Here is an 18,310-nt window from a genome sequence, read left to right as displayed (position 1 = left end):
GAGATTCGCCTCGGATCAGAGCTTGTCGAGCATCGAATCGGCGTTGGACGGCACCTTCACTTTGCTCTTCTTGGCGAAGGTCACGGCCGACTTGGTCGAGCCGTACAGGCCCTGGATGAAGCCCGGCGATTCCTTGGCCACCCATGCACCTGCCGCCAGCTTGCGGCCGACGGTGGCCAGCTGGGTCGCGCCCAGGTTCTTCATGCCGGCGGTGAAGTTGCTGGCTTCGCCGCCCAGCTTCTGTGCTTCGGCCGCCGAGGACAGCAGCGAGACCAGGCCTTCGGCGTAGTGCTGCTTGGATTCAGCGTTCAGTTCCGGCTGTGCGGCCTGGCGCTCGTTGATCGCCGCCTGCGCCGCTTCGCTGACCGACACCGACTTCTTCATCGCATCGACGCTGACCGAACCCGACGACAGCGCCTGACGCTCGGCTTCCAGCAGCTGCACCTGCTCGGCCAGGCCGAAGGCGCGGGCGAACGAGGTCTGGGCCTGCAGCGAGTGCGACTGCGAGGTAACGAAACGACGCACCAGCGCTTCCTGCGCGGCTTCGTCCGGAGCGGCGGCGCTGGAGGTGCTGCTGCTGGAGGTGCCGGTGGCGGCACCGGCCAGGTCCTTCAGCTTGCCCAGGCCAGCGTGGGCCGGCATCGACAGGGTGGCGGCAGCGATGGCCACGACAAGAGCGGTATTGCGGATCATATGAGTGTCCTTTGGGAGAGACGGCCGCGAAGCGGCACGTGGGAATCGGTAACCCCAGGGCGATGCCGAGCGGGCTCGGCACCCACCGGGGTGGCGGATCAGCGGACCGCCTTGACGTTCAGTTCGTTGATCATCTGCTGGGCAGCCTTTTCAGCCGCCAGCTGCAGCGCGTTGGTACGGGCGACGGTTTCGTTCGGGCCGGTACCGGAGAACTGCACCGGGCCCACCGACGACACGGTGCGCGGGAAACGACCGGTCACGTCCAGCACCTTGCCGGTGACCGTGACGAACACGCGGGTGTTGCCGCTGGCCGGATCGCGGTCGCGCATGCCGACGTCGAGGGTGCCGACGGCGATGTACGGAATGTTGGCCGCACGAATGCCGTTGGCGGTATCACGCAGGGTGGCCGGCGCCAGGTCGTTGCCGGTGCTGAAGTCCTTGCGGATGCGCTCGATGCTGAGCAGGCCGCGCGACTCGCCTTCCACGTATTCGGCTTCGACCACTTCGTAGCCGGCGGCGCTGAAGGCACCGGTCATCGCGGTGTTCACTTCGGCCGCGTTGGCCACCTTCCAGCTGATGTTGTCGCTGCGCTGGGTGGTGCTGCCACCGCTGGTGACCGACATCGAACCGTTCTGGTTGATGCTGCCGTTGGTGCTCACCGAGTTGCCGCGGAAGCTGTCGCCTTCACGGGTGTTCTCGCTGTAGCTGCTGCTGGCGTCGACGCGGCGGTATTCCTTGTCCTGGAACGACTGCACGGTGTCCTGCGAGCGCGCCATGAACAGGAAGGTCAGCAGCGAACGCTGGGCGGCGGTGGCACTGGCCACGGCCGAACCTGCATCCAGCTTGGTCTGCAGCAGGGTGGTGTTGATCTCGGCGCGGACGGTGACGGTGTAGGTCTTGGCCTTCTTGTCTTCGGTGTCCGACAGCTGCACGGCACTGAGCACATAGCGGTCGATCTCGCCGATGAACTCGGCGCGGCGCGCTTCGAACAGGCGCAGCTTGGCCGCACCGGTTTCGGCGATGTACGCCTCCAGTGCATTGACCTTGGCCTTGTTCAGGGCCTGGGCACGGGTGTCGGCACTCAGGCGCAGGCCGTAGCTGGCCGAACCAGTACCGCGCGAACTGGCGGTCTGCGCAGCGACCGGCGAGGCCACCACCAGGGCGATGAGGATGAGCAGGATGGTACGCATCAACGACATGACTTGATCAACTCCTGGAGGGCTTGGGTCTGCTGCTGCAACGGGCGGCCGCCCGGCTTCTGTTCGTCCAGCCAGCCGCGCGAATCGGCGCGCTTGGCGGCGGCGCCGGCGAAGGCATCGAGGCCCGCCAGCAGGGTTTCGTAGCTGGCCGACCACTGGTCGACCTGCCACTGCGTGACCGGCACCACCTTGGTGGCCCCCTTGCGCAGCGGCTGTTCGAAATAGACCTTGCCGGAGAACGGCTCGGTCACTTTGGCGGTGAAGAACGCGCCGAACAGCATCGTCTTCATCGCCGGGGTTTCTTCGATCACGCCGTTCTTCAACGCATCCACCTGCAGGTTGATGACGTAGTCCGGCTCGGGGATCTTCAGCTGGTAGACCTTGCCGTCGGCAAAGCGCGCCGCCATCGCACCACCGATCGCCTGGCCCGAGGCCGGCGGCAGCAGGCCGACGCCGGTGTTGGACGACAGCGTCTTGGACAGCTCATGGGCCAGCGTTGCACGCAGCGGGGCGTCCCATTTCGGGTCGGGCAGCTTGGCGCGGACCGCGTCGGACAGGGTCACACCACCGACCTGCAGGCGACGCACCGCGGCATCGGGCAGCTTGGCCTGGGCGAGGCTGGCGGCCAGCACCTGCGACAGGCTGGTATCGGCACTGCCGTACAGGAGATCGGCAACGATCGCGTCGATATCGTCGTTGTCCGGCCGGTAATCCTGCACGTCGATGCGCTGCAGGGTCAGCGGATAGGACGCGATCACCTGGCGCTCGCGGAAGTCGAAGAACAGCGCCTGCAGCGCCACTTCCACCAGCACCTTGTACTGGTCACCGATCGGCTCGACCGAGACCAGTTCGCGGTCCAGTGCCGCGGCCAGCACGGTCGCGCTGGTGGTGCCGTCGAGCATCGCCACCGGCTGGTCGATCAGCTGCAGGTGGGCCGGGGTGCGGCGCTTGAGCGACTGTGCCAGCGCCTGGTTCAACGGAATCAGGCCGCGCTGTTCCAGCACCGCATGCGCATGCGGCGTGGTCGCCTGCACGGCGGCGGCATCAGCGGTGTAGGCAAAACCGGCCCAATAGGCCTGCTGTGATTTGTCTGCCGCCTGCACGGCCATCGGCCATACGGCCAGGCACAGGGCACAGGCAAGCAGGCGCGCAAAAGCGCGCGATGCGCTCTTCGTCCTTGAATACATCCAACCGCTCCTCGGTCAATACGCATGGAAAGTGGACGCTGACGCGTCCGCTGGGCGCGAAACATAACGGCTCGCGGGGCTGCCGACAAGTGCTGCCTTCGTCGAGGTCACTCCGCGGGGGGCAGACCAGCCCGTTGCCGCAGCAGGCCTCGCTCTGCCTGGTTCTGGCTGAGTCTGGCGGCTTCGGCAAAAGCGTGACGTGCATCCTGCTCCCGCCCCAGCTTCTGTAGTAGCTCCCCGTGCACCACCTGCAGCGGCGCGTACTCGCGCAGTCGCGCATCCACCAGCAGCGGCTGCAGCTGCGCCCACGCCGCGAAGGCACCGTCGCTGCGCAGTATCGCCACCACGCGGTTCAATGCGACAACTGGCGAAGGCTGCACCTGCAACAGCTGCGTATAGAGCGTTGCGATGCGCGGCCAGTCGGTATCTTCGGGACGTCGCGCCGCCGCATGGCACGCTGCGATGCGCGCCTGCAGCACATAGGGATCGTCGCTGCCACCGGCGGCCAGCGCGCGCGCCAGCACCTGCTGCCCGCGCTCGATCTGCAGCCAGTCCCAGCGCGCGCGGTTCTGCTGGTCCAGCAGCACCGGCACGCCCTGCGCGTCGGTCCGTGCCGCAGCGCGCGAGGCCTGCAGCTCCATCAGCGCCAGCAGGCCCAGCACCGGCGGCACCGGCAGCCGGTGCGCCAGAATGCGCGCGAGTCGCAGTGCCTCCTCGCACAGCGCCGGACGCATCCAGTCGTCACCGGCACTAGCCGCATAGCCTTCATTGAAGACCAGGTAGATCGCCTCCAGCACCGATCCGAGCCGCTCGGGCATCGCGTCGGCACGCGGCACTTCATAAGGCACCTGCTTCTGCGCCAAGGTGCGCTTTGCGCGCACGATGCGCTGGGCGATGGTCGGCTCGGGCTGCAGGAAGCCACGGGCGATCTCAGTTGTGGTCAGGCCACCGAGCAGACGCAGGGTCAGTGCCACCCGTGCATCGGCCGGCAGCACCGGATGGCAGGCCACGAACATCAGCCGCAGCAGGTCGTCCCCCAGGTCATCTTCAAGCGCCTGGCTGTCATCGGGTGCCGGCAACGCCGCCGGATGCAGTTCCTCGCCCCACTGCGCATGCTGCTGCGCCACCCGCTGGTGCTGGCGCAGCACATCAATGGCACGGTTGCGCGCAGTGGTCATCAGCCAGGCTCCGGGATTGTCCGGGATGCCCTGCTCCGGCCAGCGCTCCAGCGCGGCCAGCCAGGTGTCCTGGGCCAGCTCCTCGGCGCGGCCGACATCGCCCCCGAGCAGCCGCGCCAGGCGCGCGATCAACACCGGCGACTCCATCCGCCAGAGGGTTTCCAGACGCTGCGTCAGTGCGGGATCGAGCATGCGCCGATCACAGCACGCACGTCTGGCCCGCACAAGCGCCGCAGCTCACGCTTCAACAATCGGCTTGAAGCCGCCCCAGAACATGCGCTTGGTATCGAACGGCATGTCCTTCGGGCCCAGCGACGCCAGCCGCGGGTCGGCCATCACCCTGGCGTTGATGCGGTCGCGCGCCGCGCGCGAGCGGAACACCACGAAGGCGACGATCACCGTTTCGCCGGGCTTGGCTTTCACCGCGCGCGGGAATGACGTGCTTTTGCCCGGTTCCACGTCGTCGGCCACGCACTCCATGTACTGCAGCGCGCCATGGTCCTTCCACACCGCGCCGGCCTTGCGGGCAAGGCGGCGGTAGGCCGCCACCTTGTCCTGCGGGCACGGCAGCACGTAAGCATCCACGTAAGCCATGAGGGTTCTCCCTTGCGGCGGCCGTCAGCCCGGCTCGCCATCCATGTGTGCGATTTCCCAGAGATGGCCATCCAGGTCCTGGAAGCCACGCTGGTACATGAAGCCCAGGTCGCGCGCCGGCTGCGGTTCGCTGGCGCCGGCGGCCAGTGCCTTGTCCACCAACTCGTCAACTGCCTTGCGACTGGGTGCCGAGAGCGCATTGATCACTTCCGTGTGGGTGTACGCATCGGCAATCGGCTTGTTGGTGAACTGCTGGAAAAAAGGTTGGGTCAGCAGCATCACGTAGATGCTCTCGCTGATGACCATGCCAGCCGCATCGTCATTGGTATAGGTTGGATTGAAGCTGTAGCCCAGCGCGGTGAAGAACGCCTTGGACTTCTCCAGATCCTGCACGGGCAGGTTGACGAATATCATCTGCGGTTGTGGTGCACTCATCGGTAACGCTCCTTGTGGATGAAGAGGAAAGAGGGAGGAATCAGGGCTGCTTCATGCAATTGACCATCCACGGCTTGCCGTAGCGGTCGATCAGCATGCCCCAGCGGTGCGCCCAGAACGTTTCAGCGATCGGCATCTGCACCTGGCCACCTTCGGCCAGCGCAGCGAACACGCGTTCGGCTTCTTCGATGCTGTCGACATCGACATTGATGGTGGTCGAGCCGCCCTCGCCACCGCCGGGACCATCGGCCGCCATCACGATGGCGCTGCCGATTTCCAGCTGGCTGTGCGCAACGTGGTCGAGGGTTTCCGGCGGCATCTCGTTGCAGCCTGGCGAGCCATCGGAGGGCGGCATGTCGCGGTATTTCATTTCCGACGTGACCTGGCCACCGAGTGCCTTGGCGTAGAACGCCATCGCCTCATGGGCCTGGCCGCTGAAGCCGAGGAAGGGAATCAGTTTCATGGCAATACTCCGTTGTGCGGTTCAGGGCAGTAGTGCCGGGTCCTGCCCGGCAGGGAGATGAATCGGGTCAACCTTCCAGCTGTGCACGCAGACGCTGTTCCTGCTGCTGTAAGTCGGGGGTGAAGGCTTCACCGAAGTCTTCGGCGGTGATCAGCGGGCGCAGTTCCAGCGTGCCGCCACTGCCGAACGGCGCGCGGCTGGCCCACTCGACAGCTTCCTCCAGCGACCGCACGTCCCACAGCCAGAAACCGGCGATCTGTTCGCTGGCGGGACCGAACGGACCGGCCTCGACCCTGGGTGCGCCACTGCCGAAGTGAATGCGGCGACCGCGCTGGGTGGCGTGCAGGCCTTCACCGGCGAGCATGATGCCGGCGGCCACCAGTTGTTCGTTGAAGGCGCCCATTTCGGACAGTTCCTGTTCGCTGGGCATGCGGCCGGCTTCAGAGTCGGCGTTGGCCTTCACGATCACCATCACTTTCATTGCAGTCTCCCGTGGGGACGCGTGGTGCGTGCCCTTCACTGGGTACAACGAACCAGGGGGCTGGGAATCGACACGTCTGTTGGAAATTTTTTCTTCCGCGGAAAGCGTGCCTTCGGCGAGGGTCGGCGAACGGCGGAGCCCCTCCGTGGTGGGTTGGGTTGGTCGCTGAAAGCTGGGTTCATGGGCTTTGCCGGGTGGGTAGACGAGTCGGGGGACGCCGTAAACCCGTCCCTGGGGGCTTGGCCGCGGCATCCATGCCGCGGACACCCCCGCCCCGCCTACCCACCCGGCCCTGGACAGTTTCCTGCCTGCGGTACCCATCACGGGAAGATCAAGAAAAAAGGCAAAGGCAAAGGCAACGGCAAAAGCAACGGCAACAGCAACGGCGGATGGCTGGCGGCCTCGGCTTTGCGAGCGAAGCGACCCGCTTTTGCTCTTGTTGTTGATTTCCCGTGGTGGGTCAGCCGCAGAGATCTGTCCAAGGCCGGGTGGGGAGGCAGGGCAGGGGCGTGAGCCGCATGGATGCGGCGACCGAGCTTACATGGACGTACTTGCAGCGCCCCCTGCCCTGCCTCCCCACCCGGCCAGTCGCCAGAAACCCAGCTTTCAGCGACCAACCCAACCCCACCACGGAGGGGCTCCGCCGTTCGCCGATCCCCGCCGAAGGCGCCGCTTCCCGCGCTGCAACATGCCCACGCGCAATCCTGCGCGATCATGGACCCCCGCCCCCGCCAGGACCACGCCATGCAGCAGTACCTGCTTCTGATCTACATCGAGCCTGCCCTGCTGCAGGCCCTGCCCATCGAAGAATTCAACGCGCTGATGCGCGACTGCCTCGCCCACGCCGACCAGCTGCAGGCCGAAGGCACGCTGCTGGCCGCGCAGAAGCTGCAGCCGGTCGACACCGCGCAGACCCTGCGCGTGCGTGATGGCCACAGTCGCGTACTGGATGGCCCGTTCGCCGAAACCCGTGAACTGCTGGCCGGCTTCAACCTGATCGTCGCCCGCGACCGCGACGAAGCCATGCGCATCGCCCGCGACTTCCCTTGGGCACGCTTCGGCAGCATCGAAGTGCGGCCGCTGGAAGACATGGACGCCGAGCGTGAACGCTGCGGCGCCCCGGCTGCCGCTATGGCAGCAGCCGTACCCTGATCTCGCGCGGGCCGATGCCTTCGTTGCCGCTGTAGTCGCGCACGCTGGCACGCACGACGTACTCGCCCGGCGGCAGCGCCGCCGGCTGCCAGCGGCCGGTTTCCATCAGGCCGTCACGCACGGTGTTGGTGGCCAGGTAACGGAAACGGGTCACCGCGCTGCCATGCACGGTGATCCCACTGTCGGGGGCGTAGGCCACGCGCACCGCTTCCTTCTGCGGCGGCATGCGGTTGAACACGATGTTCCAGCGCGGCTGCTCGTAACCCTGCAGCGGCTGCCCAGCCGCATCGAGGATCTGGTAGCCCACCTGGTACATGCCCAGGCGGCGTCGCGGCAGGTTGTTGTCAACCTGGTCCCAGGCCTCGATCACGATCTGCACGCCACGCCCCTGCCGCGCCACCATCACCACGCCGTCGCTGCCGGCGGCCATGGGCTGGTCGGTGTCGTCCAGCAGCGCCACATCGGTGATGCGCGGTGCGAAGTGGTCGGCGTAGTTCTGGAAGCCCAGCGCCACGGCATTGGTCTCGAAACCACCGGTACCCACGGCCAGGTGCACATGCGCCTGGTTGTTGATGCTGCCCAGGCGGTCACCAACGTGGATGCGCATGCCACGACGCACGCGCATCCGCTCCAGCCTGCCCTGCTCGTCGTACAGCGCCTGCCAGCGCGCATCGAACGGTTCATTGCGCGGGGTGCGGCCCACCCGCATGTGGATGTACTTGAGGCGGTCCACCGCCAGGCCTTCGGCCTGCTCGCCCAGGCTCCAGGCCGCCATCGGGCTGCTGATCTTGCCATCGGCGATCGCCAGCACGGTCTGGCCCACATCACCGCGCACGTCGAAGCCGCCGTGCAGGTGATGGCGACTCTCGCCGGTGAAGTTGCCGCGCACTTCACCCAGTGTGCCGACCACTTCGTGCCAGCCATCCTGCGGCGCCAACGGCCAGCGCCCGCCGGTATCGGGCAAGGCGGCATCGGCGGCCGGGCCGACCAGTGCCGGCGCGGGCAGCTCGCCTACCGGCAGCGGGCGCAGGCGATGCAGACGGTAGCTGGCGGCGTCGGCCACCAGCACGCTGCCATCGGCATCCATCGCCAATCCGCTGGGGCGGGCCAGGCGCGGCAGGCGACCATTGCCGACCAGCGCGATCTGGTGGCCCTGCGGTGTCACCTGCACGATGCGGCCATCCATGTCGCCCACGTACAGCACGCCGTCGTGGGTGGTGGCCAGCGACAGCGGCCCATTGATCACGCCACCGGCGGCGACCACGGTGCTGACCGTGCCATCAGCGCCTATGCGGCGTACCGCGTTGTTGAACAGATCGGCCACCAGCAGCGCACCCTGCGCATCGAAGGCCAGTGCCACCGGCGTATCGAAGCGCGCAACGCTGCCCACGCCATCGGCCAATCCCGGCCGCTCACCACCGGCCAGGGTGCGCACCGTGCCGTCGGTGCCGATCACCCGGATACGGTCGTTGTAGGTATCGGCCACGTAGACCTGGCCCTGCGCGTCCACCGCGATGCCCGTAGGCGCATCAAAGCGCGCCTGCGCAGCCGGCCCATCGACATAGCCCTGTTCACCACCGGCCAGCGTGGTCACCTGCCCATCGGTGCCGATACGGCGGATCGCATGGTTGCCGGTGTCGGCCACGTACAGGTTGCCCTGCGCGTCGGCGGCAATGCCCGAGGGCGTATTGAAACTGGCCTGCAGTGCCGGGCCATCGACGCGCCCCTCGCCCTGCCCGGCCACCGTTTCAACACGGCCATCGGGAAGGCGGCGACGGATCCGGTTGTTGTCACCGGCATCGGTGAAATAGACGCTGCCATCGGCACTGCGCAGCAACGCGTACGGATCGGCGAAACGTGCCTGCGCGGCGGCGCCGTCGCGGTTACCCGGGTGGCCATCGCCGGCCAGCGGCTCGATCTGCGCGGTCCACGCCAGCGGCGTTGGAGCCGGACCCGCCGGTTCAGCCAGCGTATGCAGCGGTGTCTCCCACCAGGTCGCAGCCAATGCCACTACCGTCGCCAACGCTACGCCTGCCGCCATCCATTGCCACCGTGCCATCGTGCTGCGCTGCCTGCCTGCTGCCTGAAGAGGCACCGACAATAGACGCTGAACGCACGATCCGCCATGGCCAATCGTACGGCCAAACGCCAGAGTTCCATCCATCGCGCTTGTTCTCGCTGGCTGCAGCGGGTTCAATGCGGTTCCCACGGATGGAGATCCTCCATGCCCCGCATCCTCCCCCTCGCCGCCCTGCTGATTGCCGCATTGGCTTCATCCGCCACCGCTTCGATCACGGTGGCGCCACAGAAGCCGTCCGTCACCGCCGATGCGATGCACCAGGCCTATGCCACGCGATGGGATGAAGCCATCCAGCAGTCGCGCAGTGGCAACACGCTGGGCGCGCTGATCGCGATGGAACGGCTGATGGAAGATCCGATGCTGGATGACTTCGATGCCGAACATCGCGGCCGCGCCGCGCAGGTGGCCGGCTGGACCGCGATGGTGCAGAAGAAGCCGGACCAGGCCCGCCGCTACCTGCAGCGCGCACAGGAAGCACTGCCGGACGATGCGCAGATCCTGCTGACCCTGGTCTCGGTGGAACTGTCCGAGAACCAACCGGCACCTGCCACGAAGCACCTGGTGCAGGCGCTGAAGCATGCCGACGCGCCGTTGCCAGTGGACCGCCACGCGATCAACTACCTGCAGTTCCGCCTGCGGGACCAGCCGCAGCAGCGCATGGAACTGCTGCAGGCGCTGTTCGACAACGGTTGGAAGAGCGGCGGCCTGGAACCCACCGGACTGTGGCTGGCACTGGCCACGCTGCAGGCCGACAACGGCCGTGGCGACGATATTCCCGCCACGCTGGCGCGCATTACCGGTCCCGCCGAAATCATCCGCCTGCGCAGTGACAAGCGGTTTGATCGCTATGTCGACCGCGCCGATGCCCGCTTCGATCCGGTGCAGGCTGCACAGAAGCACCTCGACGAACTGCGGGTTTCCGGCCTGCTCGACCGGGCGCTGGATGCACGCATGGCCGAGTTCAGCAGCACGCTGCTGATGCTGGACCGCAACGAGGAAGTGCTGGCACTGACCGATGGCATGGCCAGTGCGGCGGCCGAAGGCGAGTCGCCCTCGGCGGCGGAAGCCGAATGGGTGGCGTGGCTGCTCAACAGCCGGCTTACGGCGCTGCGCCGGTTGGGCCGTACCGATGATGCGCTGGCGGCAGCCAAGCTGGCCGCACGCATCGGCGCACTGGGTCCGGATGGTGCCGAGCACCAGTTCAACGTCGGCTTCGTGTTCAGTTCGCTGGGCCGCATGCAGGATGCCGCCACCGCGGTGAATGACATGCCGGGCCTGGCCGGTTACGGCAAGGCGGCCCAGGCACTGCTGCAGTTCGTTGCCGCCCGTGAACGTGGCGATGCGAAGGCCGAACAGGCCGCGCGTGCAGCGATCCTGGCCCAGGGCGATGACGCGCGCCTGTTCCAGCGCGAGATGCTGCTGGACGAGGGCAATCTCGACGGCGCCGCTGCCGTGCTGATCGAACAGCTGCGCTCACCCGTCGAGCGCGGCGAGACACTGGCCTCCCTGCAGGACATGCGCACCTATCCGTCGCTGCCCGGTGACGTGAAGATCGATGCGGCCTGGCGTGCGCTGAAGCAACGCGCCGACGTGCAGGCCGAGGTTGCCCGCCTGGGCCGCATCGAACGCTACGAACTGGTCAGCACCTCCACCTCGCGCTGAGGAGCTTTTGTGTAGAGCCGAGCCCATGCTCGGCTGCAATTGGCGCAGCCGAGCATGGGCTCGGCTCTACACCGCGCGTACAGCGCCACTGGCCTAGCGCGCCGGCACCTCGGTACGGATGCCCATCGCCTCGCGATAGCGCGCGTACAGCGCCATCACCTTGTCCACATAGGCCAGGGTTTCGGCATAGGGCGGCACGCCCTTGTAGCGGGTGACCGCGCCGATGCCGGCGTTGTACGCAGCCGCCGCCAGCGGCCGATCACCGTTGTAGCGACGCAGCAGCGCGCGCATGTAGCGGGCGCCGCCATCGATCGACTGCTGGGGCGAGAACGGATCATTCACGCCGTACTCCTGCGCGGTGTCCGGCATCAGCTGCATCACGCCCTGTGCGCCCTTGCTGGACACCGCCAGCGCATCGAAGTTGCTTTCGGCATGGGCAATCGCGCGCAGCCACGCGTCATCGACGCCCGTGGCCTTGGCTGCGGCCTTGAACTGTTTGGCGTGCTGCGCCAACTGCGGCTTGCCGACCTTGCCCAGGCCTTCGTGTGCAGGCTCACCCGGCGGCGTGGCCACGGTGAACTTCAGGAACACTTTCGAGCCGGGCAGGTTGCGGGTGGAATAGACCAGCACGCCGTCCTGCTCACGCTCGTACAGCACGCCACTGAACACGCCCATGTTGCCCCACAGGTTCGGGGTCTGGATGGCGTTGTCGTCGATTTCCTTCGGGGTGCAGCGTGAACCAGGTTCCGGCGCGGTGGCCAGGCTGACGGTGTTGCCCTGCACGCAGCGGTAGACGGTGCGCGCGGCAGCCAGCCCGGGCCACAGGCTGGGCAGCAGCAACAGCGCAAGCAGGAGAGGGCGACGGGACATGGCGGCCGGATCATCCGGCCGCGCCCGCTAATGCTGGGTGAATGGGGGTCGGCCGGGCTGCGGCCTGCACCTGCAGAGGCAACGTCAACAGCCAGAGCAGCGCTGGGCTGTTGAGGGCTGGTCGGATAGGTGTGGCCCGGCAGGACACGCCGTAAACCCATCCATGGGGGCTCGATGGCGCCATCCATGGCGCCAACGGTCCTGCCGGGCCACACCCACCCGCCCTCGACAGTTTCCTGCGGCTGACAGTAGATCCACGCCATGCGTGGATGAAGCTGCCTGGAGACGATGGATCAATCGATGTGACGGAACACCTGGATCACTTCGCGGTCCTGCGGCGCACCCAATACCCCACGCCAAGCAGCACGAACCACACCGGGCTGGCGATCAATGCCTGGCGGGTGTCGGCCTGCAGGCTCAGCAGCACCAGCACGGCAGCGAAGAACACCAGGCAGGCCCAGCACATGGCAACGCCGCCGGGCATCTTGAAGATCGAGGCAGCGTGGCGCTCCGGGTAGCGACGGCGATAGGCCATGTAGGCCACCAGGATCAGCGACCAGACGAAGATGAACAGCACCGTCGCCAGCGTCGTCACCAGGGTGAAGGCGGTCACCAGGTTCGGAATCAGGTAGATCAGCAGCGTGCCACCGAGCAGGCACAGGCACGAGAACAGCAGGCCACGGGCCGGCACGGCGGCGCGTGACAGTTTCGACAACCCGCGCGGGGCGTGGCCCTCTTCGGCCAGGCCGTACAGCATGCGGCTGGTGGAGAAGATGCCGCTGTTGGCCGAGGACGTGGCAGAGGTCAGCACCACGAAGTTGATCAGGCTGGCCGCGGCCGGAATACCGGCCAGCACGAACAGCTGCACGAACGGGCTCTTGTCCGGCACCACCTGCCGCCACGGGGTGACGGCCATGATCGCGATCAGCGCCAGTACGTAGAAGATGATGATGCGCACCGGAATCGAATTGATCGCCTTGGGCAGGTTGCGCTCGGGGTCGGCGGTTTCGGCGGCCGTGGTGCCGACCAGCTCGATGCCGACGAAGGCGAACACTGCAATCTGGAAGCCGGCGAAGAAGCCGACCAGGCCCATCGGGAACATGCCGCCGTCATTCCACAGGTTCGACAGCGCCGCGGTGTGGCCACTGGGTGAAGTGAAGCCCCACGCCACCAGCCCGGCGCCGGTGATGATCAGTGCGCAGATCGCCACGATCTTGATCAGCGCGAACCAGAATTCCATCTCGCCGAACAGCTTCACCGTCACCAGGTTCAACGACAGCAGCAGCATCACGCAGGCCAGCGCCGGTTTCCAGGCTTCAAGCCCGGGGAACCAGAACTGCGCGTAGGCGGCAATGGCGATCACATCGGCGATGGCGGTGACAATCCAGCAGAACCAGTACGTCCATCCACAGAAGAAGCCGGCCCAGGGGCCGAGCAGATCGGTGGAAAAATCGATGAAGGATTTGTACTGCAGGTTGGACAGCAACAGTTCGCCCATCGCGCGCATCACGAAGAACAGCATCGCGCCGATGATCAGGTAGACGAAGACGATGGACGGGCCGGCCAGGCTGATGGTCTTGCCCGACCCCATGAACAGGCCGGTGCCGATGGCACCGCCAATGGCGATCAACTGGAGGTGGCGGTTGGACAGGCTGCGGCGCAGGTGCTCGGGGGGCGTTGCGGGCTCGGTCATGGGCGCGGGCAAAAGGGCGGGCGAAGCGTTCGACGGTAGTCCTCCTCAGGCAGGAGCGCCAGCGCCGGATGAGCCAATCCCGTCAAACTTGGCCGCTTTCATCACAATGTGACCAAATACCGGATTCATCCCATTCCGCCCGGCCCGGCGCCATGCTCAGATAGCCGCACCTGCCCAAGGATCGGCCCGACCATGCGCCCTGCCCTGCCCGCCCCGCTGGAGCCCCGGCCATGAGCCGGCTGCGCGTCATCATTGGTGGCACCGCACTGGCGCTGCTGGCCGCGGCCGTGCCGATCGCGGTGATGGCCTATGCCACCTGGGACCGTGCGGTCAGCGTCGAGCAGCAACGCCTGCGCGACATTGCCGGCCGTGCCCTGCGCCGCGCCGACCAGTCCTACCAGGAAGCACTGGCGGCACTGCAGTCGGCCGAGGTCGGCGCCCACGACGCCTGCGGGCCCGACCATATCCGGCGCATGCAGACGCTGGTGATGACCTCGCCGTCGGTCGACCAGATGGGCTACTTCGAGGGTGGCAAGCTACGCTGTACGTCGTGGGGGCCGTTCCTGTCCGACGTCAACCAGCCCAAGGCCGACCACGTCACCAGTGATGGCGCCGGCATCGCGGTGGATGTGCGCCCCGAGGCAAGCGGACGGCGCCAGGTCCTGTCGATCCTGTATGGCAACTACGACGTGCTGGTCGATCCGCGCCGCTTCGTCGATGTCATCGCCGACCCGAACGTGCGCCTTGCTCTGGCCAGCCCGGACGGCCGTCTCCTGGCCAGGCAGGACGGCATGGATCCGGCATTGCTGGAGACCCTGCTGCGCGCGCCTGGTGAAGGCCTGGACCACAACACCCTGTACGCCACCGCCCGCAACGAAGAGTGGCTGGCGATCGCGACCACGCCGCGTACCGCGCTCGCCGCGACCTTCCGCCAGCAGGCGTGGCTGTTCGTACCGATCGGCGTTCTGCTGGCCGCTGTCGGCGCCGGCCTGGTGATCTGGCTGTCGCGTCGCCGCCTGTCCCTGCGCGGCGAGCTGGCCACGGCGATCCGCCGCCGCGAGCTGTACCTGCACTACCAGCCCATCATCGAACTGGATACCGGCATCTGCGTCGGCGCCGAAGCGCTGGTGCGCTGGCAGCGCCCGGATGGCACCCAGGTGCGGCCGGACCTGTTCATTCCGCTGGCCGAAGAGGCCGGCATGATCGGCGCGGTCACCGATCTGGTGATCGAGAACGTGGTGCGCGACATGCGCGAGCTGCTGGTGGCCGACCGCAGCGCGCACATCGCGATCAACCTGGCCGCCGAAGACATCAGCAGCGGCCGCGCGCTGAAGATGATCTCCAAGCACATGGCCGGCAGCGGCATCCTGCCGCAGCAGATCTGGATGGAGGCCACCGAGCGCGGCTTCCTCGACCTGGACCGCGCCCGCACGATGCTGGCACAGGCGCGTCGGGCCGGGCACAGCGTGGCCATTGACGATTTCGGCGTCGGCTTCTCCAGCCTGCAGTACCTGGAACAGCTGCCGCTGGACGCGCTGAAGATCGACAAGTCGTTCATCGATGCGATCGGCACCGAGAGCGCGACCAGCCCGGTGACGCCACATATCATCGACATGGCCAAGGAGCTGGGCCTGTGGGTGGTGGCCGAGGGCGTTGAAACCGAGGCACAGCTGGCGTATCTGCATACCCGCAAGGTCGAGTTCGCGCAGGGCTGGCTGTTCTCGCGGCCGCTGCCACGGGATGAGTTCGTGGTGTTCCATCACAAGCGGCAGCAGCGCTATGGCGCGGCGCGGGAGCACATGCAGAATCCGCGCAGCGTGCCGATCGAGCGTGAGGGAGTGGAGTAGGACGGCGAACGGCGGAGCCCCTCGTGGTGGGTCGCGTACTGCTATCCCCGGGGTGGCCGGGACGGTCGGGTTCGCGGGGGACGCCGTAAACCCGTCCATGGGGGCTTGGCCGCGGCATCCATGCCGCGGACACCCCCGCGAACCCGACCGCCCCGGCCTCTGACAGGTTCCGGCGGCGTCCCGCCACGGAATCAACGGAAGAAGGCAAAAGCAAAGGCAGACGCGGGTCGCTGCGCTCGGTGGATCCACGCCATGCGTGGATGGCGTGGACCACGGTAGTGCCGGCCGCTGGCCGGCACCTCCGTAACGTTTGCTCTGGGCCTACGCCCACGCCTTCGGCCGCGCCAGCAGCCATGCAGCGCTCACCGCCAGCAGCAGCAACGGCAGCCATCCCAACTGGTTCGGGCCGCCCGCCTGCAGCAGCACACCCCCTGCAACGCCACCGGCGGCGATGGCCAGGTTCCAGCCGGTCACCAGCATCGATTGCGCCAGATCCGCGGCGGCACCCGCTCGCCGTGCCAATGCGGTCTGGAACAACGTAGGCACCGCGCCGAAGGCCACGCCCCACAGGATCGTTGCCAGCAGCAGCGGCGTCGCGTGGCCCGGCCACAACAGCAGGGTCAGCACCGGCACGATGAAACCGATCACCGCGGCCCACACCAGCGTGCGCAGATGACGGTCGACGCCCCAGCCGGCAATGCCGATGCCGGCGATGGCGGCCAGGCCGAAGGCCAGCAGCAGGCGGTCCAGCCACGGGCCGGCACCGGCCTCCACCGCCAGCGGTTCGATGTAGGTGTAGAGCACGTTGTGCGCCAGCACGTACAACACCATCACCGCCAACGCACTGCGCACGCCCGGCATGCGCCACACCGTCGCCAGCGAGGTACGCTGGCCGGCAGCCGCCGCCGGCAACGCGGGCAGTGCCCAGCGTGCGTAGGCCAGCAGCACAACTGCCAGCACGCTCATCAGCGCGAATGCCCAGCGCCAGCCGATCTGCTGGCCCAGCAGCGTGCCGGCCGGTACGCCCAGCGACAACGCCAGCGGCGATCCGACCATCGCCACCGCGATTGCCCGGCCCTGCAGCGAGGGCACAACCATGCGCGCGGCGTAGCCGGCCACCAGCGACCACAGCAGCCCGCCGCTCACGCCCGCCAGGAAGCGCGCGGCCAGGATCAGCGGGTAACTGCTGCTCAGTGCAGTCAGCGTATTGACCACCACGAAGCCGGCAATCGCGGCGAGCAGCAAGGGACGTCGCGGCAGGCGCTGGGTCAGTGCGGTCATCGGCAGTGCGGCCATCACCGAGCCCAGTGCGTACACGCTGACCAGCTGGCCCACCGCCGCGTCACTCACACCGAGGCTTTCGCCCATCGGCCGCAGTACACCGGCCGGCAGGGTTTCGGTCAGCAGAGTAATGAAGCCGCCGCCGGCCAGCGCCAGCAGTCCCGCCCACGGCAGGCGCGTGGCTTCACCGGCCGGGCTGGCCGCATCGATGGCATGGCCGCTCATCGCGCGGTCTCCAGATCGGCATAGACCGCATCACGCAGCTCATCGACGAAGGCACCGTCCATGCCTTCGTACAGGGTGTTGGTCAGCGCCACCACACTGAGCCCACGCGCTGGATCGACAAACCAGCTGTGCCCGTAGGCGCCGCCCCAACGCCATGTGCCTGCGCTCTGCGGCGTGCCGCTGGCGGCCGCATCGCGCAGCACCGCAAAGCCAAGGCCGAAGCCCCAGCCGGCCGGTTCCGGCGGCCCCTGCTCGCCCACCTGCGGGCTGGCCATCTCCGCTGCCAGTGCGGGCGGCAACAGGCCTGAACGCTGCACATCACGCAAGGCCTCCAGCACCGCCATCACTTCATCGGCGCTACCGACCAGACCGGCGCCGGCCGAAGGGAAGCGGCTGGCATCGGTAGCGCGGGCGAGGCTGTACTCGATGCCCACCGTGCCCTCGAACGGGGCGACCACCTCGCCTTCGCGCAGGCGGTGCGGCTGCGGTGTGTCGGTGACGTAGGGCGTGGCAAGCCGTGCCGCATCGTGGGTGGCGAAGGTGGTATCGCGCAGGCCCAAGGGCGCAGCCAGCAAGCGGACGAACAAGGCCTGCAGCGTTTCCCCGGTTGCCGCTTCCGCCACGGCGCCGGCCACGTCCACGCCCAGCGAGTACAGCCACTGGCTGCCCGGTGCGAACAGCAGCGGTGCCTGCGCGATGCGGCGCATGTTGTCGGCCAGAGAGAGCGGGTTCGCGTCCAGGCCATCGCTGACGCCAGCGCGTGCATACGGGCCGTCGGCGTCGGCTTCCAGGAAGCGGTATCCCAGTCCGCTGCTGTGGCTGAGCAGTTGGCGCAGGCTGATCGCTGGCGTGGTGCCATCAGCCAGCGCCGGGCGGAAATCCGGCAGCCAGCGTTGTACCGGCGCGTCGAGGTCTAGCACGCTCTCGGCAACCAGGCGCAGGATCACCGTGGTCAGCAGCGGCTTGCTGACCGATGCCAGCCGGAACAGCTGATCGCGCTGCATCGGCATGGCCGACTCGCGATCGGCCAGCCCGGTCGCGCTGGCGTGGCGCAGCACACCGTGCTCGCGCACCAGCACCACCGCACCGACCAGGCGCTGCGGGTGCACCTGCCGCAGCAGCCGCTGCACCGACGGCAGTGTCGGCGCGGTTTCAAGGGAAGGAGCGGCATTCATCGCGGTGATCCGTGGGGGAGAGGCCGCCACGTTAGGCAGCGGGCGTCCGCGCAAAAAGCCGGTTGCCGCTCCGGGCATCATGGACCGTGCAGTCC

16 protein-coding genes are annotated in these 18,310 nt (G+C 67.5%); 3 read left to right on the top strand and 13 right to left on the bottom strand.

Features of this window, described 5'->3' with window-relative positions; all coding sequences use genetic code 11:
* Positions 1 to 15: 15 nt before the first annotated feature.
* The 8 genes from ACW5IY_RS02125 to ACW5IY_RS02090 form a co-directional block, all read right to left on the bottom strand.
* Positions 16 to 693: a hypothetical protein gene (locus ACW5IY_RS02125; RefSeq protein WP_049436971.1), complete on the bottom strand. Its 678-nt coding sequence runs from the start codon at positions 691 to 693 to the stop codon at positions 16 to 18.
* Between the two features lie 98 nt (positions 694 to 791).
* Positions 792 to 1,892 (bottom strand): hypothetical protein, encoded by a 1,101-nt coding sequence (locus ACW5IY_RS02120; RefSeq protein WP_049436973.1) that lies wholly within the window; start codon positions 1,890 to 1,892, stop codon positions 792 to 794.
* Positions 1,883 to 3,079: a hypothetical protein gene (locus ACW5IY_RS02115; protein WP_049436976.1), complete on the bottom strand. Its 1,197-nt coding sequence runs from the start codon at positions 3,077 to 3,079 to the stop codon at positions 1,883 to 1,885. Before ACW5IY_RS02115 ends, ACW5IY_RS02120 begins: the two co-directional genes overlap by 10 nt.
* Before the next feature lie 107 nt (positions 3,080 to 3,186).
* Complete coding sequence (locus ACW5IY_RS02110; RefSeq protein ID WP_049436977.1) at positions 3,187 to 4,449, bottom strand: RNA polymerase sigma factor; 1,263 nt, start codon at positions 4,447 to 4,449, stop codon at positions 3,187 to 3,189.
* 45 nt (positions 4,450 to 4,494) lie between these two features.
* Complete coding sequence (locus tag ACW5IY_RS02105) at positions 4,495 to 4,851, bottom strand: DUF1428 domain-containing protein (RefSeq protein WP_010484145.1); 357 nt, start codon at positions 4,849 to 4,851, stop codon at positions 4,495 to 4,497.
* 24 nt (positions 4,852 to 4,875) lie between these two features.
* Positions 4,876 to 5,286, bottom strand: coding sequence for a VOC family protein (locus tag ACW5IY_RS02100; RefSeq protein WP_049436978.1), 411 nt, complete (start codon positions 5,284 to 5,286; stop codon positions 4,876 to 4,878).
* Between the two features lie 40 nt (positions 5,287 to 5,326).
* On the bottom strand, positions 5,327 to 5,749 hold the full coding sequence (locus ACW5IY_RS02095) for a VOC family protein (protein ID WP_005407887.1): 423 nt from the start codon (positions 5,747 to 5,749) through the stop codon (positions 5,327 to 5,329).
* A 67-nt stretch (positions 5,750 to 5,816) separates the two neighbouring features.
* Complete coding sequence (locus tag ACW5IY_RS02090) at positions 5,817 to 6,230, bottom strand: YciI family protein (protein ID WP_043403334.1); 414 nt, start codon at positions 6,228 to 6,230, stop codon at positions 5,817 to 5,819.
* A 744-nt stretch (positions 6,231 to 6,974) separates the two neighbouring features.
* On the opposite strand from ACW5IY_RS02090, the gene ACW5IY_RS02085 reads away from it, so the two are divergent.
* Positions 6,975 to 7,382: a YciI family protein gene (locus tag ACW5IY_RS02085; RefSeq protein WP_049436979.1), complete on the top strand. Its 408-nt coding sequence runs from the start codon at positions 6,975 to 6,977 to the stop codon at positions 7,380 to 7,382.
* Here ACW5IY_RS02085 and ACW5IY_RS02080 read toward each other — a convergent pair.
* Positions 7,360 to 9,441 (bottom strand): NHL repeat-containing protein, encoded by a 2,082-nt coding sequence (locus tag ACW5IY_RS02080; protein ID WP_049436980.1) that lies wholly within the window; start codon positions 9,439 to 9,441, stop codon positions 7,360 to 7,362. The two genes, ACW5IY_RS02085 and ACW5IY_RS02080, sit on opposite strands and share 23 nt — an antisense overlap.
* 165 nt (positions 9,442 to 9,606) lie before the next feature.
* On the opposite strand from ACW5IY_RS02080, the gene ACW5IY_RS02075 reads away from it, so the two are divergent.
* Positions 9,607 to 11,124: a tetratricopeptide repeat protein gene (locus ACW5IY_RS02075; RefSeq protein WP_049436981.1), complete on the top strand. Its 1,518-nt coding sequence runs from the start codon at positions 9,607 to 9,609 to the stop codon at positions 11,122 to 11,124.
* Between the two features lie 93 nt (positions 11,125 to 11,217).
* On the opposite strand, the gene ACW5IY_RS02070 is transcribed toward ACW5IY_RS02075, so the two are convergent.
* Both ACW5IY_RS02070 and cycA read right to left on the bottom strand, forming a co-directional pair.
* Positions 11,218 to 11,994 (bottom strand): lytic transglycosylase domain-containing protein, encoded by a 777-nt coding sequence (locus ACW5IY_RS02070; RefSeq protein WP_049436982.1) that lies wholly within the window; start codon positions 11,992 to 11,994, stop codon positions 11,218 to 11,220.
* 319 nt (positions 11,995 to 12,313) lie between these two features.
* Positions 12,314 to 13,687, bottom strand: a complete 1,374-nt coding sequence (gene cycA, locus ACW5IY_RS02065; RefSeq protein ID WP_049436983.1) for a D-serine/D-alanine/glycine transporter — start codon at positions 13,685 to 13,687, stop codon at positions 12,314 to 12,316.
* A 230-nt stretch (positions 13,688 to 13,917) separates the two neighbouring features.
* Between cycA and ACW5IY_RS02060 the strand changes: the two genes are divergently transcribed.
* Positions 13,918 to 15,534 carry an EAL domain-containing protein gene (locus tag ACW5IY_RS02060; protein WP_049436984.1) on the top strand — a complete coding sequence of 539 codons (1,617 nt, stop codon included), beginning with the start codon at positions 13,918 to 13,920 and terminating at the stop codon, positions 15,532 to 15,534.
* A gap of 321 nt (positions 15,535 to 15,855) precedes the next feature.
* Here the strand turns inward: ACW5IY_RS02060 and ACW5IY_RS02055 are convergent, their stop codons facing one another.
* Complete coding sequence (locus ACW5IY_RS02055; protein ID WP_049436985.1) at positions 15,856 to 17,040, bottom strand: MFS transporter; 1,185 nt, start codon at positions 17,038 to 17,040, stop codon at positions 15,856 to 15,858.
* Positions 17,037 to 18,215 (bottom strand): serine hydrolase domain-containing protein, encoded by a 1,179-nt coding sequence (locus tag ACW5IY_RS02050; RefSeq protein ID WP_049436986.1) that lies wholly within the window; start codon positions 18,213 to 18,215, stop codon positions 17,037 to 17,039. Before ACW5IY_RS02050 ends, ACW5IY_RS02055 begins: the two co-directional genes overlap by 4 nt.
* Between the last annotated feature and the right edge of the window lie 95 nt (positions 18,216 to 18,310).

It is taken from the genome of Stenotrophomonas sp. C-A (genome assembly GCF_054030835.1).
The sequence above is the reverse complement of the archived record's forward strand: the minus strand, read 5'-3'. Positions and strand labels throughout refer to the sequence as shown.